The organism is Microtetraspora glauca, from assembly GCF_040656155.1.
Classification (GTDB): Bacteria; Actinomycetota; Actinomycetes; order Streptosporangiales; family Streptosporangiaceae; genus Microtetraspora; species Microtetraspora glauca.
In genome coordinates this window covers 552525-578627 of the sequence record NZ_JBFALK010000002.1, presented here as the reverse complement: position 1 = coordinate 578627, position 26103 = coordinate 552525, and the positions used below count along the sequence as shown (strand labels likewise).

Sequence of the window (26103 nt, the reverse complement as noted above, 5' to 3'; positions counted from 1 at the left end):
AGGGGCGCGGCGCGGTCGTACCCAGTGCCCCTCCGGCACTAGACGGAAAGGCGGTCGGGCGCCGGCGCGGATTCGACCCGCCGGGCCGCGCCCCGGAGGACGCGCCGGCTCAGCACGAACGTGAGCGGGACGGTGACGCACATCGTCAGCGGCATCGCCGCCCAGCCGGCGACCCCCAAGCGGACCAACAGCGTCAGGAGGGCCAGACCGGTGAGGTACTGGACCAGATAGACGCCCGGAAACCGGACGGCGGTACGGATCGACGCCCTGGTGCGGAACACGAAAACGGCGTTGAGGACGTAGGAGAGAGCGATGCCGAAGAGGAAGACCAGCGAATAGGCGACCGACGGCGGCATCCACCACGACAGGATCACGAACAGCCCGTACGTTATGCCACTGTTGGCGGCTCCGGCCACGAGAAACCGGACGAACGACGAACCCCTCATGCGCGCGCCGGCTGCCTGGACACGATCCGCCGGAACTCCTCGTACGAGCGGATGTAGTCGTCCGGGTCGTAGTAGTCGGAGGCGAACACGAGGAGCAGGGCGTCGGGCGAGTACCGGTATTGCGTGCCCCAGATCATGGCCGGCATGTAGACGCCGCGGCTGGGGCGGTCCAGCGTGACCTCACGACGGTTGCGACCGTCGTCCAGCAGGACCCCGCACGACCCGCGCACACAGATCAGGAACTGCTCACAGCTTCTGTGGGCGTGCTCGCCCCGTACTTCCATGCTCGGCACGTTGAAGACCAGGAAATAGCGCTTGGGCACGAATGGCAGCTCACGTTCGAACTCCCCGACGGAGAGTTCGCCACGCAGGTCCTTCGTGACGTGCAACTCGTGCAGGCTGGCGGCCCCGACTCCGAGCCCCACCTTCCCCGTCCGCCTGGTGCCGCCGCCCGCGAAAGGCGTGCCGAGATGTTCCCCGCCCGCGACGTAGCCCTTGATGCGGGCCGGATTGCCGACCACGATCGCATTGGGGGGAACCGAACGCGTCACGACCGCGGCCGCCCCCACCATCGCGCCCGTGCCGATCTCCACACCTGGCAGGATCGTGCTGTTCGCGCCGATGGAGGCGCCGGAGCGGACCACCGTGCGGGCCGGCTTCTCCGGGTAGACCTTGCTGCGCGGGAAAACGTCGTTCGTGAAGGTCGCGTTGGGGCCGATGAAGACGTCGTCCTCGATCGTGATGCCGTCCCAGATCTGGACACCGCACTTGACGGTCACGCGATCTCCCAGCACCACGTCGTTCTCGACGAAGACACCGTCGCAGATGTTGCACTCGGCCCCTATCCGCGCCCCCGGGAGCACGTGCGCGAACGCCCAGACGCGGGTGCCCGCTCCGATGTCCGTGCTCTCGCAGAGGGCCTGCGGGTGGACGAAGGTCTGTTTCATACACGCCCGCCGGTGTGGAGGAGATCGGAGATGGGTTCCGGAGCGCCGTCGAAGGAGCGAGCGGTACTCACCAGGGCCAGTGGCCGCTTCTTCGTGTTCTCGTAGCTCCGCCACGCGTACGACCCGATGAAACCGAGCCCCATAGTGTTCAGCGCTCCGAAGAAGGTGATGACAAGGATCGTGGCCGTGTAGCCCGCCAGCGGAATCTGACCGGTCAGCCGCATGACGATGACCAGGACGGCGAGACATCCCGCCACGACGAATCCGAGTGCCCCCAGGATCGTGAGGATCCGGATCGGCAGGTCCGTGAAGGCGAAAACGCTGTCCAGCAGATAGTTGATCTTCTTGCGTACCGTCCAGGCGCTCTTGCCGTACGCTCGCGCGCGCCGCTCGTACGGTATCTCGCAACGCCGGAAGCCGAGCCAGAAGACGAGGCCGACGAGGGAGCTGTTCGCCTCCTCCAGCCGTAGGAGTTCGTCCCTGATCCGCCGGTTGCACCCGAAGACGTCGACCCCACCGGGCGGGATGTCGCGCACGACGAAACGCCGGTAGAAGCCCCAGAAGATGTTGGCCGACAGCCGCGACACCCCCGGATCCTCACGCCCCTGCCGCACTCCGACCGCGATGTCGGCATCACCGTGCACCAGGCGGTCGAGGAATCGCAGCAGCAGGTCAGGCGGCTCCTGGAGGTCCGCGGCGATCGTGGCGAAGTAGTCGCCCCTGGCCGCGCGAAGACCCGTGCGGACGGCCGCGAACGAGCCGAAGTTACGCGCGTGCAGCAGCAGCTGCGACTGGAACGGCGCCCGCGGCAGGGCCTCCTTGAGCAGGTCGAAGCTGTCGTCCGGGCTCGCGTCCACCACGAAGACGAACTCCATCGGCATGGCGTAGCGTTCCGCGACTATCGCGTTGATGGCGCTGAACTCCGCGATCAGCTGCGGCACGAATTCGGCGTTCCGGTAGACGGGGACGATCACTGAGAACATGGCGTCACCAACTGTTGACGCGAGAGATCACTCGCGTGACCTCCTCGTCGGAGAGTTCGGGATAGCACGGCAGAGTCAGGATCGCCGCCGACAGGTCGTCGGTCACCGGGAGTCCGGTCCGGCCGCCGTGGGCGGCCAACACCGGTTGGCGGTGGTCCGGGAGCGGATAGTGCACGTCCGTCAGAATCGACGCCTCGGCGAGATGCGCGCGGAGGGCTTCCCTGTCGTCGCTCACGACGACGTAGAGATGGCCGACGTATTCCTCACCGTGGACGGGAGGGCGGTCCACTCGCGGGTTGCCGATCTCCCGGGAGTACCGCGTGGCGATGTCGCGGCGCCGCCGGTTCCAGCCGTCGAGAAGAGGCAGCTTGGCCCGCAGAATCGCGGCCTGCATCTCGTCCAGACGGCTGTTACGCCCGCCCTTGATCTCCGCGCGATACCTCGACCCCCACCCGTACTGGCGCAGACGTCTGACCGACTGGGCGACGTCCGCGCTGCCGGTCACCACGGCACCGCCGTCACCGAGCGCGCCCAGGTTCTTCGTCGGATAGAAACTGAAGCTCGCCGCGGCTCCGAAAGAGCCGGCGGCCCGACCGCCACGGCGGGCGCCGTGGGCCTGCGCGCAGTCCTCGAACACGGGAACGCCGGCCCGGTCCGTGAGATCCAGGACCGGCTCCATGTCGTGCAGGAGCCCGAAGAGATGGGTGACCACGACCGCGTCAAGGGTGGTCTCCCCGAGGATCTGCTTGAGGTGGGCGAGATCCATCAGCTTCGTCTCACGCTCCACGTCGACGAAGACGGGTTCCGCGCCGAGCGCCATCAGGGCCGTCGTCGTGTAGAAGCCGGCGTTCGCGACCGTGGCCACACGGCTTCCCCGGCCGACGCCGAGGGCACGGAGCCCGAGTTCGATGGCGTCCGTTCCGCTGGCGACGCCGACGCAGTGGCCCACGCCGCAGTACTCGGCGAACTCCCGCTCGAAGGCCTCGACCTCCTTGCCCAGGACGTACCACCCGCTGCTCAGCACGCGCTCGGCGGAAGTACGCACGGTCGCTTCCGTCGTGATCGCATGCCGGCGGAGGTCGTTCACCGCGATCCGGTCAGCCACATCCGCTCTCCCTGTCTTCACGACTTGCTGGCGTCAGGTGAACGCCGATCACCACGCTGCTCCCCTCGCGCCCGACGGGCGGCCCGGACATCGCCGAACGTCTTCGATGCCGCAGTGAAACACGGCAGGTGAGGCGGCAGGGGACGCGCCGTCGCCTCTTATCGAGTCATTACGAAACCCTTGCGCCGCGATCGGCCCGCCCTGCCGCACGCATGCGCGCTCACCCTCGGCGACCACCAGGAACGCCTGCCGGAACGCGGGAGCCGTTCGGCACCTGGTAAACGGCATAGTCGCCGGAACGGAACCTGGGAGTGGCGAATTCGCCGATCCGAGATCCCGGCCCCGTCAGCCGCTCGTCGACGACGAGCCAGCGCACTCCGTAGCGTTCGGCCAGGAGCCGCATCGATGCCGCGGAAGGTCTGGAAAAGGCCGCATCGTTCGCTTTGATTCGCGAGCCATCCCAGAACGGGAGGTTCACCACGTTCTCTCCCGGCCGCCATCGGTCCTGGTTGGTCGACGTGAACGCCCACCCCTCGACCAGCATGCGCCGTTCGGACAGCGCGGACACCCAGAAGTGACGGCTGTCGCAGCGAGCCCCCTCTTCGGGGAGACAATGCTCGTTCGTGGCGACGAGATCGTCGGGATTCGAGTGCGCGCGCAGCCAGCGCCCGGCGTCCAGGGCTCCCTGCGGGATGGTCAGGGGCGGCACGGCCGGATTCGATCCGCCGGAGCCGATCCCGCCGAGCAGGTGCGGGGAGGCGAGGACGTACGCGTGACCGTGGGCGAGCAGGCCGACGGTCGAGAAGATGATGACCGTCATGGCCGTCGCGCGAAGGCGTCCCCACACCACGATCAGTGCGGCCGCCACCAGCGCCATGACGACCAGCAGCACGGCATAGGGCCGGACCAGCAGGTCATCCGGCTGCCATGAGGCGAGCGGCACCCGGACTCCGCAGAGGGCGGGAATCGCATAGGCGGCGGCCAGCCCGGCACAGAACGCGGCGATCATCGCGCGGCGGGCGAGCTCCGCGCGCCGGGCGACGGCGATGATTCCGTAGACAGCCATGATCGCCAGATAGGGAGTGGCACCGCAGAGGAAGAAGAACTGACTTCCACCGGACTGGCCGAACAGCAGCGCCGCACCGAGACCTACCGCGCCGATGCCCAGCATGAGGGTCACCGGGGCACGAAGGAGCGAGTGCGGCCGCGTCAGCAGGCCCAGCACCCCCGACCAGGAAAGAAGCCAGATCGGCACCCACACCATGGCCAGGGCCACGAACAAACCGGGCGACGGCCCCGTGGAGACGCCCGATCGCGTGATCTCCTCCCAGGCTGTCCGGATGGAGTAGAGCGGAGCGACGACCACGGCCTGCCGGGCGTTTCCGAACAAGACAGATTGCGCATAGAGAAAGCACCCTGTGGCGAGCGTCAGCATCGTGATCGTGGGCCGGGACAGTCGGCGCCACCTCACGATCTCCACCAACGCGATGCCCAGGAGGCCGACGATGAGCATCGGCAGATAGCTCGCCTTCGCACCCATGACTCCGAGGAGCAGGACGCCCAGCAAAGGCCACTCGCGGGCGGCGGCGTTCCCTCGATGACGACGGATGTCGATCAGCACGAGCACGGCGGCGGCGAACAGAAGCGCGCCGAAGGCCTGCGTCGGGCTCGTCCACGCGAGATCGGGGATGCCTTTCCGGGTGAACGACGGGTTGCTCCCGATGTACAGACTGGGGATCGCGGCGAGCATCGCCCCGGCGACGGCGAGCGACGCGCCTCCCCAGAGGCCGAGAACGCGCCTGGCCGTCATCCCGATCAGGACGACGAGGGCCGCCAGCATGGGGAGTACCGCCAGGCGAGCCAGCAGCACCAGCGGTTCCAACCCGGTGACCCAGCTCGTCGCGGCGAAGTGGGCGTAAACGAACCAGTGATAAAGCAGCGGCTCGCCGGCGACCATCGGGACGGTGGGCGGCATGTGGTGCTTCAGCTCGCCGATCAGGGCCAGATGGTAGAAGACGTCGGCTTCGGAAGACCCGAGCTCCGGCCAGGTCAACGCCGTCTTTCTGAGATAGGAGGCGGCCCCCCAGACCACCAGATAGGCGAAGGCGAGGGCGAGCGACCAGGAGTACCAGAGCGGAGCCGTGGTGCGGCTCCGCCGGCTGTTCCAATGGCGGCGCAGCCGAGGGACCGCGAGGAAGAGGACATACGTGGTGATCGGCCAGATCACCACGAGCCGTGGCATCCCCGCAGCCCGCGCACCGATGTAGGCGAATGTCTCAATCGTGTAGCCCACGGCCACGCCGAGGGCGATCTCCTCCGCGAGCGTGCGGGAGCCGCTGTACACGGCTCGGAGCACGAGCACACCCGGCAACGCGATCAGGAGGCCGACGTACACCGCGAAAACGGCGACATCCTTGACACTGACCCCGAAGTGGAGCACGACTCCCACGACCAGAACGGTCATGGACAGCGCCGGTAGCCACCTCGCCGCCTTCCGCACGTGGGCGGGCAGCCTGTTCGCGTAGGCCTCTCCGCTGCCCGCTTCCGGTGCGGGACTCAGGAGGGACGGAGCTTCACCCATGTGCGAAAGCCTGGCCACACCGTGCGTCGGCGGCTTCTCGGACACTCGCGGAAGGCAGTGTCCTTGCCGGTCCTTTTATGACGGGTGACGACCGGCCAGGAATGTGGATCTCGGACATCAGATACGCCCGAAGCCCGACCGGCCGGGGCATTTCACACGAGGAGCCGGTTCCGGATCAGGTGGACCGTCAGCACCGTCTGCACCGGCTCGAAGCCGTACCTCCCCCACGCCCGCTGCACCCGTGTGTTGTGTCCCTGGGTGGAGATGACCACCTCGGCCGCCCCACGTGAAGCCGCGCGGTCCTCGACCGCCCGGAGCAGGTGCCCGTAGACACCGCGTCCCTGGGCCGCGGGCACCACACCGGCGAGCAGGATCTCGGTGCGCACCGTGTCCTCCTCCAGCGTGGCGAGCGCCAGCACGCCCGCCTGGCCCGACACGACTACGCAGTCCCCCTGCGCCGCCGACCTCAGCGCCCACTCCTCATAGCCGTCGAGCGCGGCTCCCGCGTCGAACAACGGGTTGGCCAGGTAGTGGTTGCCGTACGCGCCGAAGATGCCGCGCACCAGCGCCCGCACGTCGGCGGTGGCGGGTGCGCCCCCCGGCCATATCCCGGGTTCGGGATCGGGCGCCCTCCCCTCCCCTACACGCAACCGCCAGTACGTGAGCGAGTCGGCGGGGATGGCGGTGCGGCCCAGCGTGGTGAGCCCTGCGAACCAGCCGACGCGCTCGGCCGGGTAGCGCAGGATGATGATGTCGGCGTCCGAGGCCAGGACCACCGCGCGCACGTCGGAGAGCTCAGCGGCCGACTCGGCGGAGACGGTGAGGCGCTCGACGGAGCGGCCGAACCTGGCGGACTCGAAAGGCGACGCCGCGGTGCGCACGGCCTCCGCCTCCATCACCTCATGCCAGCCCATCAGCTCACCGTGAAGGAGCGTACGGCGTCGATCACGCGGGTCACGTCGTCCTCGTCCAGGTCGGCGAACAGCGGCAGCCGTACCAGACGGTCGGCCACCTCCTCGGTGACCGGGCATCCGCCGGGCGCCGCCCGCCCATGCCGGGCGCCCGCCGGGGCGGAGTGCAGGGCCTGGTAATGGAAGGTCGCCTGCACGCCATGCTCGGCGAGGTGGGCGATGAACGCCTGCCGGTTCGGAAGGTCGGGGAGCAGCAGGTAGTAGAGGTGCGCCGGATGCTCGCAACCGTCGGGGACGATCGGGAGGCGGACCTCGTTCGCCTCCGCCCAGCCGGCCAGTTCCTCGTGGTACCTGGCCCAGACGGCGTGTCGCAGCGACTGGATCCTGTCGAAGGACTCGAACTGCGCGGTGAGCATCGCGGCGAGGATGTCGGAGGGCAGGTAGCTCGAGCCGACGTCGACCCAGCGGTACTTGTCCACCTGTCCCCGGAAGAACCTGCTCCTGTCGGTGCCCTTCTCCCTGATGATCTCCGCGCGCGCGGCGAGCCTCGGGTCGTTCATCAGCAGGGCCCCGCCCTCACCGCACTGCACGTTCTTCGTCGAGTGGAAGCTCTGCGCCACCAGCCCGCCGAAGGAGCCGAGTGGTCTGCTGTGGTAGGAACCACCCAGGCCGTGGGCGTTGTCCTCGATCAGGGCGAGGCCGTACCGCTCGCAGAGCTTGCCGATCGTCTCCATGTCGCAGGCGACCCCCGCATAGTGGACGACGACGACCGCTCGCGTGCGGTCCGTGATCGCTCCCTCGACGAGCCGCTCGTCGATGTTCAGCGTGTCCGGACGGCAGTCGACGAACACCGGCACCGCGCCCCTGAGAACGTAGGCGTTGGCGGTCGAGACGAAGGTGAACGACGGCATGATCACCTCGTCGCCCGGCCGCAGGTCGAGCAGGAGCGCGCTCATCTCCAGGGCGTGGGTGCACGACGTGGTCAGCAACGCGCCGCGGGACTTCGTGATCTCTGTCAACAGCCGGGTGGCCCGCGCTGTGAACGGCCCGTCGCCGGACGTGGATCCGCGACGTACCGCCTCGGCGAGGTACTCCAGCTCGTTCCGAGAGACGTGCGGTCTGTTGAAGGGAATCGTGTCGGCTGTTGTCACGAGTGCAGTGAACAACGGGCGGCTACGCCGCCTCCCGCGGCGCCGCCGCCGCTTGGCGAGCCATTGCGAAAGCCTTACGCGGCGCGCGGCAATTCGTAGATCGCGCAGCCGGGAGATCGGAATCGCAGCGTCGCGAACGCGCCGATCCGCGAGCTCGCGTCTCGCTCGTCGACGAACAACCAGCGCACGCCGTACCGGTCGCGCAGCCGTTTCATCGCCTCGCGGGACGGCGAGGTGAAGGCCAGATCGTTCGCGCGCAGTCGCTCCCGGTCCCAGAACGGTAGATACTCCGGGGACGCGCCCGGCCGCCAGTGGCTCATGTTCGTGCCGGTGAAGGCCCATCCTTCGACCAGTACACGCCGTTCGCTCAACGCGGCGACCCAGAAATGGCGTTCATCGCACGCGACCTGCCCATCGGGCCTGCAATGAGCGTTCGTGGCGATGAGGTCGCGCGGATCGGAGTGGGAACGCAGCCATCGGCCGGCCGCCATGAGGCCGGGGGCCGTCAGGGTGCTCTGGACGGCCTGGGACTCCTGGAACTCGGTGGACCCGGCCGCCTCGTGCAGCCCGGCACCGACCACGCGGGGCAGCACCGACAGGACGTGACCCTGCACGTCCGCCTGCAGGGCGATCGCCACGGAAGCGACGGACATGAGCGCCCACGCGCGGTACCCGCCCCAGGTACGGAGAAGGAATATCCCCGCCAACGCGGAAACGGCCACGAGCACCAGATAGGGCCGGTACAGGACACTGTCGTCCTCGCCTTGGCCCAGCGGAATCGTGACTCCGCAGACGAAGGGGATCAGGTACGCGACGGCGATTCCGGCCACGGCCGCACAGATCGCCGCCCTGCGTGGCACCCGCGCTCGCCGCACCAGTACGAGGAGCCCGTACACCGACAGGATCACCAGGTAGGGGTAGGCGCCGTACATGAAGAAGAGCTGGCTGCGACCGGGGTGGCCGAGCATGAGTGCCGTTCCGAGCCCGATCACGCCGATGCCGAGCATGAGGATCACGCTGTGGCGCGTGAGTGACCGCGACCGGCTCAGCAGACCGAGGATTCCGGACCACATGACCAACCAGCTCAGCAGGAACACCAACGTGACACCGACCAGGGAGCCCGTGGGAGGCTCGACCGCCGCGCCCAGCCCCCTCCACGCCTGCCAGCAGGTGCGCATGAAGAACAGCGGCGCGACCACGATGGCGGACCGGGCCCCGCCGAACAGCACGCACTGCGCGTACAGGAGGCAGGCCGCGGTCATCCCCAGGGCGACGAGCGCGGGCCGGTGCAACCTCCGATGTCTGACGGCCTCGACCAGGGTGATCGCCACGAGCCCCGCGCCGAGCATGGGCAGATAGGTGGCCTTGGCCCCCATCACCCCCAGAAGGAAGATCGCCAGCAGGATCCAGGCGCTGCCGGTGCGCCTGTGCTCCAGAAGATCGATCAGAAGGAGCACGACCGGGGCGAACAGGAGCGCCCCGAAAGTCTGCGTGGGGCTCGTCCACGCGAGATCTGGCACTCCTCCCCAGCTGAACGGCCCGTTCTGGCCGACGAAGAAGCCCGGAATCGCGACCATGATCGTGCCTGCCGTGGCGAGCAGCGCCGCGGTCCAGGAGCGCGTGACACGTCGCGCGGTCATTCCGATCAGCACGACGAGCGCGGGCAGCATGGGCAGCACGCCGATACGGTTCACCAGAACCAGCGGCTCCACGCCGGTGATCCAGCTCGACGCCGCGAAATGCGCGTAGACGAACCAGTGATACAAGAGGGGCTCGCCCGCGACCATCGGCACCATGGGCGGCATCTGATGCTTCAGCTCGCCGGTCAGAGCCAGATGAAACGGCACGTCCGGCGGAGCGGCGGCAAGCCCCGGCCAGTCGAGCGGAGTCACCGCGAAATAGGAAGCGGCCCCCCATCCGAGCAGATACGCGACGAGCAGCACGAGGGCCCAGGAGAACCAGAGAGGGGCCGTGCCTGTGTGCCGCCCGCCCCTCCAGTGCCGACGCAGGCGGGGGACGGCGATGAAGATCGCGTAGGTGGTGGCCGGCCAGACCAGCACCAGCAGGGGCAGGCCGATCGCGCGGGCGGCGATGTAGGTGAAGACCTCGATGGCGTAGCCCAGGGCCAGCCCGAGAGCGATCTCCTCGGCCCACGTACGGCGGCCCTTGTACAGGGCTCGGATCAGGAGCACGCCGGGAACGGTGACGCAGAGGAGCACGTACGCGCTGAAGACGACCAGGTCGCGAAGGGACACACCATAGTGGAGGAGCACCGCGACGCTGAGCCCGGACGCCGCGATCGCGGGCAGCCACCGGGATGTCAGGAAAGCGGCCGCCCCGCGGCGCCGGCTGGCGGGCCGTCCGCCATCCGCGGATCCGCCCACGTCCGCGATCCGTTCGGGCGCCTGCGAGCCCGACGTGGAACCGTGAACGGGTGAGATCGTGTCCATGACCGCAAGACTGGCGACACGCGTGCCGGGAAGCGGCTCCGACGCAGCGTGACCACCGTTTCATTGCCAGGCCTTTGTTGTCGTCAAAGCCGTTTTAGCCGACGAGGAACCGTTCACGGGTACCCAGCGGCGCGCCATCGTCCCCCGCCAGGTGCGCATTCGATTCTTTACGGGGGCTTGGAATATCGCGCGGCCATGCGTTCGGCACCTTTTCAGACTCCCCCGATTACAGTGGCCGGACGTCCCGGAACATCCCCGCCATAACATCATTCGGGTGATTCTTTGTGGAGTACATAATTGTCGCGGCGGCCGCGACGATACTCGTCTTCCTCGTTCAGTCCTCCCTGGATGGACACGTGGCACGACGTGCCTTACGGGTGCTGCTGCTGGCCTTCGTCGCCCGGTTGGTCATCCACGTCCTGGTCATGCGGAGCCTGCTGCCGTATGGGGGCGACAACTACACCTATGAGCACAGGGCACTGGAAATCGTCGCGTACTGGAAACGTGAGGGATTCCAGTTCGTCACCTCCGACCAGATTCCCGCCCTTTACTCCGTGGCGGTGCCGTGCAACATCTTCGCGCTCATCATGTATGTGTGCGGCGGTCCGGCTCTCCTGGCCTGCACGTCTGTGATAGCGCTCATGGCGTGCGCTCTGTGCATCGTCATGTACAGGTTCGCCAGGGTCATCGGCGCCGACGAGCGTTCCTCCTTCCGCCTCCTCGTCCTGATGGCGTTCATGCCCGCGTTCCTGCTGCACACGTCGGACACCTTCAAGGACGGTTTCAATGTGTTCCTCGTCGTGTCGTGCCTGGCGCTGGCCACGTCGAACGTGCAGAGATTCGACATCCGGAAAGTGCTGTTGCTCGCACCATTGCTGTGGGCTCTGTGGAACGTACGCCCCTACATGGTGTTCATGTGCGGGCTACCGCTCGTCCTCGGTTTCGTCGGGGCCAGGCGCGCGCTCCCCTTCTGCACCCTCGCCCTTCTCGCGGGGGTACTGGCATCGCTCGCGTTCTTCCCGGGAGCGGCTCCGAACGCGGCTGTCGAAACGATGCAGGAACAGCTTGAGCTCGGCCAGTCGGAAGCGGTCCGCCTCGCGAACGCGGAGACAGGATCCGGGGTCGTCTTCGACGACGGCGGAAACCCATGGAGCGCTTTCGCGCCGAAACTCGTCTACACCGTGCTGTCACCGTTTCCCTGGATGGGGGGAAGCGTGGTGCTACAGCTCGCGAAGATCGAAACCCTGGTCTGGTATTACCTGCTCTTCTGCGCGGCGCGAGGAACACGGAGATTGTGGGTTCAGGACCGAAGAGTCCTGATGCTCCTGCTTCTCTTCATCGTGCCCTGCACGATCGTGTACGCGACGACCATGTCCAACATCGGTCTCATCTTCCGGCAGCGGATGCCGATCGTCATGATCGTGAGCCTGTTGTCCGCAGTCGCCTGGACCCGGACGCCGCAGCGCCCCGGCCAGGCCCCGTCCGGCCCTCTGACACCGCCGGCCGCGCGGCCGACAGGGGCGGCGCCGGCTGTTGGTCCCTGACACGCACCACAGGAAGTCGTCATGAGAATTCTGCACATCGCGTATCGACTGCCGCCGGAGCCCGGAGGCATGGAGCTCCATATCGAACGCCTCATCCGAGCGCAGTTGCCACGCGGGCACGAGGTGATCGTCGCGCACCGGCGCGGCGAGCTTCCGCGAGGCACAGCGCCGATGCCCTTGACGCGCACCGGGGCCAGCCGGGCGGTGTCCCTCAAGTCAGACGAGATCGCCTTCGCGATGGAGTGTGCCGAGGCGCTCTCCCGCGTGGCCGCGCCCGACGTCATCCACCTGCACGGCGATCATCGGGAGGCGCTCGCGCTCGGCTCCGCCGCCCGGCGCCTCGGCATCCCGCTGATGCTCCACATTCACGGGGCCCTCACAATGCGCCACCGCGCGATCATGCCGTGGGCGTTCCGCCATGTCGGCGGCTTCATCGTGGCGGGAACACGCCCCAGGGCGGACCTGCACACCGTCGGCATCCCCGACCGCCTCATTCGCATGACGTCGGCCGGTCTGGACGTCGGCCGGCTCGCCGGATTTCGTGACAGCGGCCGGGTCCGGCGCGGACTGATCATCAGCGTGGGTTCGCTGGTGAAGGTGAAGAACCACGAGCTGACCATCGAGGCGTTCCACCGGGTGCGTGCCGTACGTCCGGACGCCCGCCTGGTCATAGCGGGAGAGGGACCGGAACGGGACCGCTTGCAGCGCCTCGCGGCCACCGGTCCGGGGATCGAGTTCACCGGACACATCGCGCCCGACCGCGTCTATTCACTGGTGAACCGCGCCGAGGTCCTCGTGCACTCGTCGCAACGGCTGCGCGGCATAGGCGAGGGGATCCCGAACGCCGCGCTGGAAGCGCTGGCGCTCGGCACCGCCGTCCTCATCTCATCGGAGTCCACACTGGACCCGGTGGTCCCACGGGACGCTTATCGGATATTCCGGTCGGGGGACGCGGCCGACTTGGCCGCCCGGCTCCACGCTCTCCTGGACGACGACGAAACGCGCCGGCGGATGAGCGAGCGCGGCGTCCGCGCCGCGGAGGACCTCGACTGGCCGCTGGTGGCCGCGCGGATCGAGCGCTGGTACGAGATGGTCACCTCCCACCGGGTGCCGGTCCTGACGGCGAGATGAACGGCCCTGTGACAGGCCGCAGCCGGTTGATCTTGTCTGTTCGGGGGTGAAGGGGTTTCGGTCATGTCCATCAACACTCGCAGTCGATCCAGTCGTCACGTCCGGCCACCAGGTGGGCGGCAACTGCTGACCTTCACGTCGCTGAGCTCGGCCGGGCTCGGAGAGGCCGTTCTCCCCACGCTCAGCCTGATCGCCCTGGTCCGGATGACCGGCACGCAGATCTCCGGTCAGGTCATCTTCGCCCAGTCCGTGGCCGGGCTCTGGTTCCTCGTGTCCAACCCGGGTCTCGAAGACGCGACTCAGCGCTTCGTCCCGCTGGAGCAGCGGCGCAGTGGCAGGGGGACAGCGCTTTTCCTCCTCCTGCTGCGCTGGAGCACAGGCATCGGCCTCGCCGCGACCGCGCTCGCCCTCGTGGCGGTGCTGGCCGCCCGGCTGCTCGGCCTCGTCCCGGACGGCCTCGCGCTCATGCTCGCCCTCGCCATCGTCGGACGGGGAGCCATCGTCCCGTACGCGACGGCGGGCGCGGGACTCGCGCTGGCGAGCCGACTGCGGACATTCGGCATGCTCCGGGTGCTGGCCGCGCTCCTGTCCTTCGCCCTGTCGCTCGTGGGATTGTGGGCCGGCGGTCCCCTGCTCTACCTCGCCGGGCAGGCGGCGGGCGCGCTGGCCATGGCCGCCGTCATCTGCCTGACCGCGACCCGAACGGCGGTGTCCGCGCTGGGGCCGGTGACAGAGCACGCACGGCTGCCTGCCGGGCTGATCCCGTTCACCTTCCAGACGTCGGTGGGGACCACCGTCGCCGGTATCTCCGACACGGGCATCCTCACGATCGCGGGCCTCCTCGGGGGGCCGTCTCTCGTGACCGTCCTGAAAATCGCGATGGCTCCGGGCCGCTTCTACGCCAACCTGACCATCCCGGTCACGACGATGCTGTTCCCCCGGATCACCCAGGCCGTCGCGACGGGGACCGGATCGGCGTTCATCAAACGAATCGTCAGGCGCACCTCTGTGCTGCTCTCCGTGAGTGGGGTGGTGACGGCCGTGGTCGCGTTCCCGCTGATCGGCACCGTCATCGCCATGGCGTACGGAACGGAATACGCGGACGCGGGCGCGGTGGCGATGCTCCTTCTCTGCACCGCGTGCGTCAAAGGCATCGCGTGCTGGTCCAACACCCTCGCCCTCGGCGTGGGAAAGCCGGGTTGGCGGCTCTCCTATCTCACCGCCGAGGCGGCCCTTCTCGTCGCGGCTCTCCTCGTGGCGCACTGGTCGGCGTCCGGCACCGTGGCGACCGCTCTCCATTTCGCGTCGGGGACGCTGGCTCTCGCCGCCCTCGGCAGCGGCTTCTGGCTGGCGATTCTGGGCCGCGTCACCGTCACAGCCCCCCGATCAGAGGCGCCCGCCCCGGCGGAACGGGCGGCTCTCCCCCTCCAGAGAGTGTGACGACGTGCCGACGCCGTCGTCCCCTCCCGGAAATCCGATCCATGCCGCGCGGACGAGCGACGATCTCGCGGCCCGTGTCGAGACACACCGGCGGAACAACGCGCGTCCGCGAGGTGACCGTCCGTACGATGATCCTCACAATTCGCGATCGGACGGCGACGCTACCGCGGTCCTTCCCGTCTCACCGATAGGTGTCCAATGACTCTCTCGAAACACGCTTCCGCCGGCACGGACACACCGCGCGCATGGTGGTCCGAGCTTCGCTGTCCCGGCTGTCGCGGTGGCCTTCGCGTGGAGGACGGGTTGCGGTGCGGCGCGTGCCCGGCGACGTACCCCGTCGACCGCGGAGTGCCCCGGTTCGTCCCCGCGGACAACTACGCGAAGGGATTCGGATACCAGTGGAACCAGCATCGGCTGACCCAGCTCGACTCGCACTCCGGTCTGCCGATATCCCGCGACCGGCTCTTCCGGTCCAGCCGCTGGACGGTCGGCGAACTGCGCGGCCGGCGGGTGCTCGAATGCGGTAGCGGCGCCGGACGGTTCACCGAGATCCTGTGCGAGGTCGGCGCCGAGGTGACGTCCCTCGACATCTCCAGCGCCGTCCACGCCAACGCCGCCTCCAACGGACGCTTCCCCAATCTGCGCCTGGTCCAGGCGAGCATCTACGAGATGCCGTTCCCAGAGGAGTCGTTCGACTACCTGCTCTGCTTCGGGGTCATCCAGCACACGCCCGACGTCGAGCGGACGTTCAAGACCATGTTCCGCTACCTGCGTCCCGGCGGCCGGTTCTGCGTGGACGTGTACGCCGCGATGGTGGCCTACACGCATCCACGGCACCTGCTGCGCCCGTTCACCCGGCGAATGCCTCCGGCCACGCTCTACTCCCTCGTGGAGAAGACGGCGCCCCGCCTGCTGCCCCTGTCCATGGCGCTCCACGCGGTGCCGAAAGCGGGGCCGCTCCTGGCCCGGTTGGTGCCCGTCGCCAACCACCGCTACCTGAATCTGAAGGACCACCGAATGTTGCGGAACTGGTCCGTGCTCGACACGTTCGACTGGTTCGCGCCACGGTACGAGAGCCCGCAGACGCGCCGCCGCCTTGAGCGGTGGACCAGGGATCTCGCGCTGAGCGAGGTCTCCATCGAGCGTCATCGCGGCATATACGTCGTGCGCGGTGTGAAGTAACCGTGTGAAGTATCTGGCCGGCCCCGCCGGGAAACGGCCGGCCGGTGACCATTCCGCGCCTACAATCTTTGACAAGGAAGAACCCAACAGTCCGTGTCCGATCTCGCCGGTCAAACGCAAGCCATTACGGTACCCCCATGGACACGGGGCCACTTGTAAAGAATTCACCGGCAACATCCGGAAAATACGCGGGGACCGCTCGGCAGAATATTCCTTCGGCGCGCCGGTCTCGTCTCAACCGATTTTCGCGGAGCATTCTGAGGCAACGGTGGCTGCCTGCGGCTTTTCTGGGCTCGTTCACTGTCGCCGCGCTGTGTTTTTACGGCGTCTCCGTCCCGGACATCGCCGTCTTCGCCACCTATGTGGCCCTGGGCCTGGCGCTTCCCGGTGTACTGGTGATCCGGTCCTTGTACGGCGGTGCGCGATCCCTGGCAGAGGAGATCGCTCTGGGATTGGCACTCGGCTACGCGCTCGAAGTGCTGGCGTACATCCCCGCACGCGCGGCCGGCATGCCGCTGCTCGTCCTGGCGTGGCCCGTCGGCACGTACACGCTTTTCCTCATCGTCCCCCGGCTGCGCCGTCACTGGAGAGGTTCGCACCGCAGGGGTGTACCCCTGTGGTGGTCGTGGTCGATCGCGCTGACGGTCGCATATCTGGTCGCCTGGAGCGCGGTGGCCTTCTACAGAGCGAACGCCCTGACCTGGCCGGCACTCGGACTCTCCAATGTCGACGCGTCGTTTCACCTGTCGTTGATCGGTGAACTGAAACACCACATGCCTCCCACGACTCCAGGGGTCGCCGGAGAGCCGCTTTTCTATCACTGGTTCGTCCACGCGGAAATGGCCGCGACGAGCTGGGTGACCGGAATCGAGCCGGTCGTCCTGCTTCTCCGCCTCGCCATGCTGCCCATGTTGGCCGTGCTCGTCGTCCTCGTGGGCACGATCGCCCTGCGCGTCATGAAGACACGGTTCGCAGCGCTCCTGGCGGTCGTGGCAGCGATATTCATGGCGGCTCCCAGCCTCTATCTCGGCAGCAACGGGATATTCACGTGGGGTGGGATTCAGGACGCGGCATGGAACAGCCCGAGCCAGACGTTCGGCGCCGCCCTGTTCGCACCGGTCGTCCTCCTGCTCGTCGAAATTCTCGAAGGCAGGTCACGCACCGGCGGCAGATGGATGCTGTTCGCCGTGTTCCTCGTCGCGCTGATGGGCGCCAAGGCGACCTACCTTCCGCTGCTGACCGTCGGGCTGGCCGCGGTCGCCGCCGTGGAAGCGGCCAAGAACCGCCGGTGGCCGCGATCCCCTCTCCTCGCGCTGGGGATGACCGCGGCCTGCTTTCTCTGTGCGCAGATCGTGCTGTTCCAGGGGGCCCGGCAGGGTCTGAGCCTCTCCCTCCTCGTTCTCCCCGCGCACGTGTGGAGAGATCTCACCGGACAGGCGGACCCTCCGGCCCTGACCGCGGCGATCGGCCTCATCCTCGTGTACCTGATGAGCTGGGGGATCACCTGGTCCGGGGTTCTGGGGCTGCTGAGCCGGCCGCGCCTGCTGGCTCGCCCCGCGGTCGTCATCATGGTCAGCATGGGTGCCGCCGGCCTCGGCATGGCCCTTCTGTTCGGGAACCAGGCTCTCGACCAGCTCTACTTCCTCAGGGCCACCTTCCCCTACATGGGGATCGTCGCGGTGTACGGGCTGGTCGTCCTCGTCCGCGCTACGCGTGTCTCCCGTGTCAGGGTGGCCTCCATGGCCGGTGTCGGCCTTGCCTTCGCCTACCTGATCCCTCTCGCCTGCGGAGTCGAGATCCCGCAACCTCAGGGGCGGTCCGCCGTACTCCTGTTTCTGCCCTACGTCGTGCTGCTGCTTCTCGTCGGGGCGACGGCGATCGCCCTGATCGCGCGGCGGGGCGCCGCGGGCTTCGCGCTCACGTTGTCGATGGCCGCGGCGATGGGTTTGCCCGCGGAGGCGCACGCGCGCGTCCTCTCGGTGACCCACGCCACGACCCGGGCCGAGCCGGCGGGAGCCCCCGCCACCTCGACGGAAACCGCGGTGCCTCGGGGTGCCCTGACCGCCGGGCGATGGCTGCGCGACCATTCGGATGCCGACGACATGGTCGCCACGAACGGACATTGCCGTTGGGGATACGAAGCGGACTACTGCGACGGCCGCCACTCCTGGGTGAGCGCCCTCACCGAACGGCGTGTCCTGCTTGAAGGATGGACCTACACCGTGACGAACTGGGATCGGCCGCAGCCAGGTCACCAGCGGAAGGCGACCGAATTCTGGGACACCGACCGGCTCCGCTCGAACGACCAGGCGTTTCTCCAGCCGTCCCGGGAGTCGATCCGGCGTCTACGGGCACGTTACGGCGTCCGCTGGCTCTTCGCGGACGAACGGAACACCGGTCGAGAGCACGGGATCGCGAACTACGCGATCCTGCGATTCCGCTCCGGCGATTTCGCCGTCTACGAGATCCCGGACGATCCGCGCTGACTCCGCGGAACGCGTATGAGGGGCACCGCCATCGCGATGCCCCTCATACGTTCGCTGTCAGCCCCTCGCCGAACCGGTCGGGTCCCCCGCGCATGCCACGCCGACGTCCGCCTGAACGGCGCGGGCCCGGTCCCAGAGCTCGAACTGCATCAGGGGCCAGAGGACGGCGCTGTGGTCCGCGCCACCCATGTGCCGCAGCAGCAGATCGCGTACGGCGGGCGGCCGGAACAGGCCCCGGCCGCGCGCGGTGCCGTCGGTGAGCACCGCCCAGGCGAGGTCGCGCAACTCGCCGCGCAGCCAGGCGGCGAGCGGGACGCCGAATCCCTGCTTGGGGTAGCGCAACAGCTCCTGTGGGAGCCACGGGGCGACCGCCCGCCTCAACAGCAGTTTGGTCTGGCGGTTGCGGACCTTCAGTGAGGCGGGCAGTCCGGCGGCCCATTCCATCAGGTGGTGGTCCAGGAACGGTGACCTGCCCTCCAGGGAGTGGGCCATCGTGGTGGTGTCGACCTTGACCAGCAGATCTCCCGGGAGATAGGTGGCTATGTCGACGTCCAGAGCGCGGCCGAGGTCGGTCTCGGCCCGCGAGCCCAGGAAGAGATCCTCGACCAGGGCGCCGCTGTCCACCTCGGACAGCAGAACGCGCAACTCGTCACTGTAGATGCCCCATTTCTGGTCCTCGGTGCAGCAGCACATCAGCCCGGCGTACCGGCGTGACGGCGGCTCGGCGGCGAACCTGATGAGACGGCCGAGGCGGCGCGCGAGCGTGCCGTAGTCACTCCGCTCCACGATGGTGGAGCCGAGCCTCGCGCCCGCCGCGGCCAGAGGTCGCGGCAGCGCGGGAATCCGGCGGGCCATGTTCATGAGGGCGTAGCGCTGGTAGCCGCCGAAGGACTCGTCTCCGCCGTCGCCGTTGAGCGCGACCGTGACGTGCCTGCGGCTCAGCTCCGCGACGTAGAAGCTCGGAATCGCCGAGGAGTCGGCGAACGGCTCGTCGAAGTGCCCGGCGAGACGCGGCAACACGTCGAGCATGCCCTGCGTGACGACCAGCTCGTGATGATCGGTGCCATACCGGTCCGCCACCATCCGCGCCTTGTGGCGCTCGTCGTACCTGCCGTCCTCGAACCCGATGCAGAACGTCTTGATCGGCTCCGGGCTCTGCATCGCCATGGCGGCGACCACCGCCGACGAGTCGATCCCTCCCGACAGGAACGCCCCGACGGGACGCTCGCTCACCATACGGATCCTGGTGGCCTCCAGCAGCAGCTCGCACAGCCGCTCCTCCTCCTCGCTCTCGTCGGCCACCACACGCGTGGCCGGGTCGAGCGTCCAGTAGCGGTGCAGCGTGGCGCGGCCCCGTTCCCAGACGAGCACGTGGCCCGGCGGGAGCTTGCGCGCTTCCCGGTAGATCGACCATGGTGCCGGGACGTACTGATAGGAGAGGTAGTGATGAAGGGCCACCGGGTCCGTCTCGCGGGACATGCCGGGGTCCTGCTCGAGCGACTTCAGCTCGGAACCGAACCAGATGGTCTCGCCGTCGGATCGCCAGTACAGCGGCTTCTTGCCGACGCGGTCCCGCGCGAGAAGGAGCCGTCCCCTGGCCCGGTCCCAGACCGCGAAGGCGAACATCCCCCGAAGCCGGTGGACCATGTCGGCGCCGTACTCCTCGTAGAGGTGCACGAGGCACTCGGAGTCGCCCGTCGAACGTAGCGTGTGCCCGCGCCGCGCCAGATCCTGCCGCAACTCGGCGAAGTTGTACACCTCGCCGTTGAAGACGGCGACGACCTGTCCGTCCTCGCTGTGGACGGGCTGGTCACCGGTCGCCACGTCGATGATCGCCAGACGTCGCATCCCCAGCGCCACGCGGTCGTCGTTGTAGAAGCCCGCGCCATCGGGGCCCCGGTGCGCGATCACATCGCACATCCGGCGGACGATCTCCGGATCCGGCGCCGTCGTCGACGCGATCCCCGCGATTCCACACATCAGGCCTTCACGCTCCTGACCACGTCCTCATAGAGCTCTTCGAACCATTCCGCCGTACCGGCCATGTCGACCCTGTCCGCGCTGGCCAGGGCGCCGGCCCGCAGCTCACGGTGCGTCTGGGGCTCCATCGCCTGAACCACGGCTCTGGCGAGCGCGTCAGGCGAGCCCGGCTCGGTCAGGATCCCGTTCCGGCCCGAGATGATCAGATCGGGCACTCCCCCGACCCGGGTGGAGACGACGGGCACCCCCGCCGCGAGGGCCTCCATCACCACGACGGGCAGCCCCTCGTAGTGGGAGCTGAGAACCAGCAGGTCGGCCGCCGCGACCAGCCTTCTGGCATCGGGCACCGGCCCGAGGACGCGTACGTGGCCACCGAGGCGCCGCTCCCTCACTTCGCGGGTGACCTCGTCCAGCAGCGGGCCGTCACCGGCGAGCAGGAAAACGGTGTCCGGGCGGGTCCGCGCCACCTCCCGGGCCGCCTGGAGCAGCATGCGGTGATTCTTCTGCGGCCGGAAGTTGGCCACGCAGGCGCACAGGAAGGTGTTCTCGTGGACATCGAACTCGCGCCGCACGACGCTCGCCTGGGCCGCCCACCGCCACTGCTCGCGCACGTCGACACCGTGCATGCGGGTCAGTACGTGACGGGCTCCGATGACGGCGCGAGACCGTGCCACCTGGGGTGACACGGCCACGGTACGGTCGTCCAGCCCTCGGGTGAGGCGGTCGAGATACATCGTCTTGGGCCATCGCTCGCTGTGGACCGTCGAAACGAGCGCGGGCCGGTGCCTCGCGAACCTGAGCAACGGGCGGAGGGCGATGGCGGGCGCCGGAGAATGCACGTTCAGCACATGCGGCGCGATCCGACGGACCGTCGTGACAAGCCTGGCGTAGACCAGCGGGCGCGGGCACCCGCTGAGATCGATGACGGTGATTCCGGCTGAACGTAGCCGCTCGATGAGCTCGCCGGTCGAGGCCCACAGGCAGATCACCGTGTAGTCCACGGCGCGGTTCGCGCTTCGGTTCCTGGCCATCAGAAGCCGCTCGACCAAAAGCACCTCCGCTCCCCCGACGTTCAGGGTCTTCACGACCTCGCACACTCGGAGACCCCTCATCGTGCTCACCTCCGGATGCCGCGCCTCATCATTGCGGACAGAATTTGAATGAATATTCACGTGCCTGTGTACCGACTCTTCTTCTGTGTCATCCGGGATCGGGGCCCGGAGTCGCCGAAAAAGCTTTGCGCCGACTCCGCCTAACACACCCGCAAACGCAAGGAGAATCGACGAAACAGTAGCCGGCCACAAGCGACACACGGCCCCTTGGCTTCTTCTTTGCGGCAAACTCAGGCTGCACGGACACCTGTGGTGCGGACGGCAGGCCCCTCATCCGCACCGCCGAAGCCCTGATCGGCCACACCCCCAGCCTCATGGAATGGCGAGCGCTGGATCATGTTCGGGTACCGAATTCGGAAACTCTTCGCCGCCACAGTGAGCGCATCTATGGGAAGACTCGCGGCCAAGTTAGCTTCTCCGGCGTGAAGCAGGCCTGTCAGCGAGGAGCCCGATGAAGAGGGACAGCCGGATTCGTGTCATGGAAATCATCGCTCGGATGAATGTCGGCGGACCCGCCACGCAGGTGCTGGGACTGTCGGAGGGTTTGAATCCGGAGGAGTTCGACCACCGCCTCTACACCGGTTACGTCGAGGGTGGCGAGGGCGACCATCTGCGCCTGCGCGACACGTCCGTACGGGTGCACCGGGTGCGCGGCCTGGGCCGGTCGATCAACCCGACCGATGATTTCCGTGCCATGTTCCGGCTGGTCAGCGCCATGCGCAGGTTCCGGCCGCACATCGTGCACACGCGTACGGCCAAGGCGGGCGCGCTCGGCCGTACGGCGGCCCGCCTGTCGGGGGTGGGAGCGGCGCGGATCCACGTGTTCCACGGCCACCTGCTGCACGGGTACTTCTCCCCCGCCAAGCTGGGCCTTTACGTGCGGACGGAAAGGGCGCTCGCCTCGATGTCGGACCGCCTGGTGACGGTCGGAGCGCGGGTGCGCGACGAGCTGCTCGCCGCAGGGATCGGCCGCCCGGAGCAGTACGTCGTCATCCCTCCCGGCGTACGGCTGGGCACGGTGCCCGGCCGGGAAGCGGCCCGCGCCGAGCTGGGACTTCCCCTCGACGCGCCGGTCGTCGCCTACGTCGGCCGGCTCACCCGGGTCAAGCGGCCCGACCGCTTCCTCGACGTGGCGGGCGCGGTGCTCCACCGCGTTCCCGGTTGCAGGTTCGTCGTCTGCGGTGACGGCGACCTGCGGGAGGAGACGGAGCGCGGTATCGCGCCCGTCCGGGACTCCTTCCACCTGCTGGGGTGGCGGAGAGACGTCGAGACGGTCTACGCGGCGGCCGACGTGGTGCTACTGACCTCGGACAACGAGGGCACACCGCTCACGCTCGTGGAGGCGGGCATGGCCGGAACCCCGGTCGTCGCCACCCGTGTCGGCAGCGTCGCGGAGGTGGTACGCGACGGGCACACCGGTCTGCTGGCCGAGCCAGACGCCGCCGCGCTCGCCGGGCACGTCGTGCGGCTTCTGTCCGATCCCGGCGCGGCCGCTCGGATGGGCTCGTCGGCCCGTGACTGGACAACGGGCGCCTTCGGCGTCGAACGCCTCGTCGCCGACACCGAGGCCCTGTACCGATCACTTCGCGGCGCCTCCCGGCACCGCCTTGCACCGGAGGGAACCAACACATGAGGATCCTTGTGACGGGTGGCGCCGGCTTCATCGGCGCGAACCTCTGCCGCGCGCTCGTCAACCGGCCCGAGGTCGAGAGCGTCACGGTGCTCGACGATCTCAGCACCGGAGACCGGCGGAACGTCGAGGACATCGGGGTGGACCTGGTCCCGGGAAGCATTCTGGACCGGGAGCTGTTGGCCGACCTCATCCCGAGGGCGACGACGGTCGTGCACCTCGCCGCGCGCCCCTCGGTGCCGAGATCGCTGATGGACCCGCTGGCATCGCACGCCGTCAACGCGACGGGCACGCTCCACGTCCTGGAGGCGTGCCGGGCCACCAGGCCGCACGTGATCCTGGCGTCCTCGTCGTCCGTCTACGGGAACTGCGCCGAGCCGTACAAGCACGAGGAGCTGCCCACCCGGCCGCTCAGCCCGTACGGCGCGAGCAAGCTCGCCACGGAAGCGTACGCGCTGGCGTTCGCGGAGAGCTTCGGCCTGCGGGTGCTGCCCTTCCGCTTCTTCAACGTGTACGGCCCCATGCAGCCGGCCGGCCACGCGTACGCGGCTGTCATCCCGATGTTCGTGTCCGCCGCGCTCGACGGGCGGCCGGTTCCGGTCCACGGGGACGGCACGCAGGCACGCGACTTCACCTACGTCGGATCGGTGGCCGAGGTGCTCACCGACGCCGTGGTCCGCCGGGTGGGCAGCAGCACCCCGGTCAACCTCGCGTACGGAACGCGGATCTCGCTGCTGTCTCTGAAGGACGCGCTCGCCGCGGTGCTCGGCCGGCCGGTCGAGACGGAGTTCCTGCCTCCGCGTGTGGGGGACATCCGCGAGTCGCAAGCGTCGCCCCGGCTGCTTCTCGACATGTTCCCGGACGTCCGGCCGGTGCCTCTGGACGAGGGGCTCCGCCTGACCGTGGAGTGGTTCGAGAAGACCGCGGGGCGGGCCTGATTCGCGCGTGCTTCCCGATCCACCCGTTCTCAATCGTCCTCTCAACACATATGTCCCAGGAGAATTCGGTGACCACATCACCACGTAGCACGTACCTGATCACTGGAGGGAGCGGTTTCGTCGGCTCCCACCTGAGCGACGCGCTGCTCGCACGCGGTGACTCGGTCGTGGTTCTCGACAACCTGTCGACGGGCCGGCTCGCCAACCTCACCCCGCACCCGAACCTGCGTTTCGTGCAGGGGTCGGTGCTCGACGAGCTGATGGTCGACGAGCTCGTCCATCAGTGTGACGTGGTCGTCCATCTCGCGGCGGCCGTCGGGGTCAAACTGATCGTCGAGCAGCCGCTGCGCTCGTTCACCACGAACATCCGCGGCTCGGAGATCGTGATCGAGGCGGCCCACCGCTACCGGCGCAAGATCCTCGTGACCAGCACGAGCGAGATCTATGGCAAGAACTCCAGCGGAGCGCTCGCCGAGTCCGCCGACCGGATCCTCGGCAGCCCGACGGTGGCCCGGTGGGCCTACAGCACCGCCAAGGCCGTGGACGAGATCCTGGCCAACACCTACCACAAGGAGCGCGGCCTGCCGGCGATCATCGTCCGCCTGTTCAACACAGTGGGACCCCGGCAGAGCCCCGCGTACGGCATGGTCATCCCACGCCTCGTCAGGCAGGCCGTCAGCGGCGTGCCCCTCACCGTGTACGGCGACGGCACACAGACCCGATGCTTCGCGCACGTCGAGGACGTCGTCCGCGCGCTCCTGCTGCTCCTGGACCACGACGACGCGGTGGGGAACACCTACAACATCGGCGTCGGCGACGAGGTCAGCATCCTGGAACTGGCCAAGCTGATCAGCGAGCTCGCGGGCAGCACGTCCAGAGTGGACCTCATCCCGTACGCCGAGGCGTACGAGCGGGGCTTCGAAGACATGACGCGACGGGTGCCGGACACGACGAGGCTCCGGGCGCTGACCGGCTGGGCTCCCGTGCGGACGCTCGACGACATCCTGCGGGCCATCATCGACGAGGCCCGCGCCGAGGCATCACAGCGGTGAACGGCGTCACCGTCGCGGGCGCGGGAACGGCCGCGTTCCTGCTGGCCACCGGGGGCACCCATGCGCTGGGACGCCTGGCGCTGCGCTGGGGCATCACCGACCGGCCGGGAGGCTACAAGACGCACGTCAGGCCCGTGCCCTACCTCGGCGGCATCGCGATCATGCTGGGTACCGTCGTGCCGGCGCTCGGGCTGCTCGGCTTCGGCGATCACCGGACGACCGCCATCATGATCGGCGCGACCGCGATCGCCCTGCTCGGCCTCATCGACGACATCTCACCGTTGCCCAAGTCGACGCGGCTGGTGGTCGAGTCCGTGACGGCGACCGGGGTCGTGCTCAGCGGGGTCGAGGCATCGATCACCAGGACCTGGCTGGACGGGCCGATCACCGTCATATGGATCGTCGTCATCGCCAATTCCTTCAATCTGCTCGACAACATGGACGGTGCTCTGGGCGCCATCGCGCTGGCCGGCACCGCGCCCCTCGCCGTGGCGGCCTTCGTCCGCGGCGAGTACGGGGCCGGGCTGCTCCTGGTCACCCTGGCGGCCTCCGGCTTCGGCTTCCTGCCGCACAACTGGGCGCCGGCGAAGGTGTTCATGGGAGACGCGGGATCGCTGTTCATCGGATTCACCACCGCCTGCCTGGCGGCCCTGCTGGTCACCGGCGAGGGAACCGGCACGGCGATCGCCGGGCTGCTGCTTCCGACCTTCGTCGCCACCGTCGATACCGGCGTGGTGACGCTGTCACGCAGGAGGGCGGGCCGTCCGGTGTTCCAGGGCGGGACGGACCACGTGTCCCACCGGCTACGCCGGCTCGGATTCGGTGCCAGGCTGACGGCGCTGCTGCTCGCCTCGGTCGCGGGCGCGACCGGGACGCTCGGCCTGGCCATGGCGTTGCACTGGATCTCGCCGATCATCGCGATGATCTCCGCCATCGTCTCGGCCCTCGTCCTCATCACACTGCCGCAACGGGTGCCCATCTACGGACAGCCTCAGAAACCTCCCAAAGTCACATATGAAAGGCGACCTTAGACC

The 26103-nt window shown here is 68.4% G+C and carries 19 protein-coding genes; 9 read left to right on the top strand and 10 right to left on the bottom strand.

All coding sequences use genetic code 11. From position 1 onward, the window contains the following. Window positions 1-38: 38 nt before the first annotated feature. The 8 genes from AB0I59_RS05805 to AB0I59_RS05770 all read right to left on the bottom strand — a co-directional run bounded on the left by AB0I59_RS05805 (window position 39) and on the right by AB0I59_RS05770 (window position 10574). Window positions 39-446: a GtrA family protein gene (locus tag AB0I59_RS05805; RefSeq protein ID WP_358130449.1), complete on the bottom strand. Its 408-nt coding sequence runs from the start codon at window positions 444-446 to the stop codon at window positions 39-41. Then, window positions 443-1393: a WxcM-like domain-containing protein gene (locus AB0I59_RS05800; protein WP_061255464.1), complete on the bottom strand. Its 951-nt coding sequence runs from the start codon at window positions 1391-1393 to the stop codon at window positions 443-445. Before AB0I59_RS05800 ends, AB0I59_RS05805 begins: the two co-directional genes overlap by 4 nt. Beyond that, a complete protein-coding gene (locus AB0I59_RS05795; RefSeq protein WP_358130445.1) occupies window positions 1390-2376 on the bottom strand; it encodes a glycosyltransferase in 987 nt (328 codons plus the stop codon). Before AB0I59_RS05795 ends, AB0I59_RS05800 begins: the two co-directional genes overlap by 4 nt. Window positions 2377-2380: 4 nt before the next feature. After that, a complete protein-coding gene (locus AB0I59_RS05790) occupies window positions 2381-3481 on the bottom strand; it encodes a DegT/DnrJ/EryC1/StrS family aminotransferase (RefSeq protein WP_358130442.1) in 1101 nt (366 codons plus the stop codon). 220 nt (window positions 3482-3701) lie between these two features. After that, window positions 3702-6062, bottom strand: a complete 2361-nt coding sequence (locus AB0I59_RS05785; RefSeq protein WP_358130439.1) for a hypothetical protein — start codon at window positions 6060-6062, stop codon at window positions 3702-3704. 152 nt (window positions 6063-6214) lie between these two features. Then, entirely contained in the window at window positions 6215-6976 is a 762-nt protein-coding gene (locus AB0I59_RS05780; protein WP_358130436.1) for a GNAT family N-acetyltransferase, read from the bottom strand. Beyond that, the gene (rffA, locus tag AB0I59_RS05775; RefSeq protein ID WP_358130433.1) at window positions 6976-8124 is read right to left on the bottom strand and encodes a dTDP-4-amino-4,6-dideoxygalactose transaminase; all 1149 of its coding nucleotides are present in this window, start codon (window positions 8122-8124) and stop codon (window positions 6976-6978) included. The genes AB0I59_RS05780 and rffA overlap by 1 nt, the downstream gene beginning before the upstream one ends. A 74-nt stretch (window positions 8125-8198) precedes the next feature. Continuing rightward, the gene (locus AB0I59_RS05770; protein WP_358130430.1) at window positions 8199-10574 is read right to left on the bottom strand and encodes a hypothetical protein; all 2376 of its coding nucleotides are present in this window, start codon (window positions 10572-10574) and stop codon (window positions 8199-8201) included. 284 nt (window positions 10575-10858) lie between these two features. Here AB0I59_RS05770 and AB0I59_RS05765 point away from each other — a divergent pair, with 284 nt between their 5' ends. The 5 genes from AB0I59_RS05765 (at window position 10859) to AB0I59_RS05745 (ending at window position 18357) form a co-directional block, all read left to right on the top strand. Beyond that, on the top strand, window positions 10859-12118 hold the full coding sequence (locus AB0I59_RS05765; protein WP_358130427.1) for a hypothetical protein: 1260 nt from the start codon (window positions 10859-10861) through the stop codon (window positions 12116-12118). A gap of 21 nt (window positions 12119-12139) precedes the next feature. Then, window positions 12140-13249: a glycosyltransferase family 4 protein gene (locus AB0I59_RS05760; RefSeq protein ID WP_358130424.1), complete on the top strand. Its 1110-nt coding sequence runs from the start codon at window positions 12140-12142 to the stop codon at window positions 13247-13249. A 63-nt stretch (window positions 13250-13312) separates the two neighbouring features. Further along, the gene (locus AB0I59_RS05755; protein ID WP_358130421.1) at window positions 13313-14689 is read left to right on the top strand and encodes a lipopolysaccharide biosynthesis protein; all 1377 of its coding nucleotides are present in this window, start codon (window positions 13313-13315) and stop codon (window positions 14687-14689) included. Between the two features lie 291 nt (window positions 14690-14980). Further along, on the top strand, window positions 14981-15871 hold the full coding sequence (locus AB0I59_RS05750; RefSeq protein WP_358130418.1) for a class I SAM-dependent methyltransferase: 891 nt from the start codon (window positions 14981-14983) through the stop codon (window positions 15869-15871). Window positions 15872-16008: 137 nt separating this feature from the next. Further along, a complete protein-coding gene (locus AB0I59_RS05745) occupies window positions 16009-18357 on the top strand; it encodes a hypothetical protein (protein ID WP_358130415.1) in 2349 nt (782 codons plus the stop codon). Between the two features lie 57 nt (window positions 18358-18414). Here the strand turns inward: AB0I59_RS05745 and asnB are convergent, their stop codons facing one another. Further along, on the bottom strand, window positions 18415-20337 hold the full coding sequence (gene asnB, locus AB0I59_RS05740; protein WP_358130412.1) for an asparagine synthase (glutamine-hydrolyzing): 1923 nt from the start codon (window positions 20335-20337) through the stop codon (window positions 18415-18417). Then, window positions 20337-21449: a glycosyltransferase gene (locus AB0I59_RS05735; protein WP_358130409.1), complete on the bottom strand. Its 1113-nt coding sequence runs from the start codon at window positions 21447-21449 to the stop codon at window positions 20337-20339. Before AB0I59_RS05735 ends, asnB begins: the two co-directional genes overlap by 1 nt. A 496-nt stretch (window positions 21450-21945) precedes the next feature. On the opposite strand from AB0I59_RS05735, the gene AB0I59_RS05730 reads away from it, so the two are divergent. The 4 genes from AB0I59_RS05730 to AB0I59_RS05715 all read left to right on the top strand — a co-directional run bounded on the left by AB0I59_RS05730 (window position 21946) and on the right by AB0I59_RS05715 (window position 26100). Further along, on the top strand, window positions 21946-23082 hold the full coding sequence (locus tag AB0I59_RS05730) for a glycosyltransferase (RefSeq protein ID WP_358130407.1): 1137 nt from the start codon (window positions 21946-21948) through the stop codon (window positions 23080-23082). Continuing rightward, the gene (locus tag AB0I59_RS05725) at window positions 23079-24017 is read left to right on the top strand and encodes an NAD-dependent epimerase/dehydratase family protein (RefSeq protein WP_061255450.1); all 939 of its coding nucleotides are present in this window, start codon (window positions 23079-23081) and stop codon (window positions 24015-24017) included. Before AB0I59_RS05730 ends, AB0I59_RS05725 begins: the two co-directional genes overlap by 4 nt. A 68-nt stretch (window positions 24018-24085) precedes the next feature. Continuing rightward, window positions 24086-25069 (top strand): NAD-dependent epimerase/dehydratase family protein, encoded by a 984-nt coding sequence (locus AB0I59_RS05720; RefSeq protein ID WP_358130404.1) that lies wholly within the window; start codon window positions 24086-24088, stop codon window positions 25067-25069. Further along, complete coding sequence (locus tag AB0I59_RS05715) at window positions 25066-26100, top strand: MraY family glycosyltransferase (protein WP_061255448.1); 1035 nt, start codon at window positions 25066-25068, stop codon at window positions 26098-26100. The genes AB0I59_RS05720 and AB0I59_RS05715 overlap by 4 nt, the downstream gene beginning before the upstream one ends. Window positions 26101-26103 lie beyond the last annotated feature (3 nt).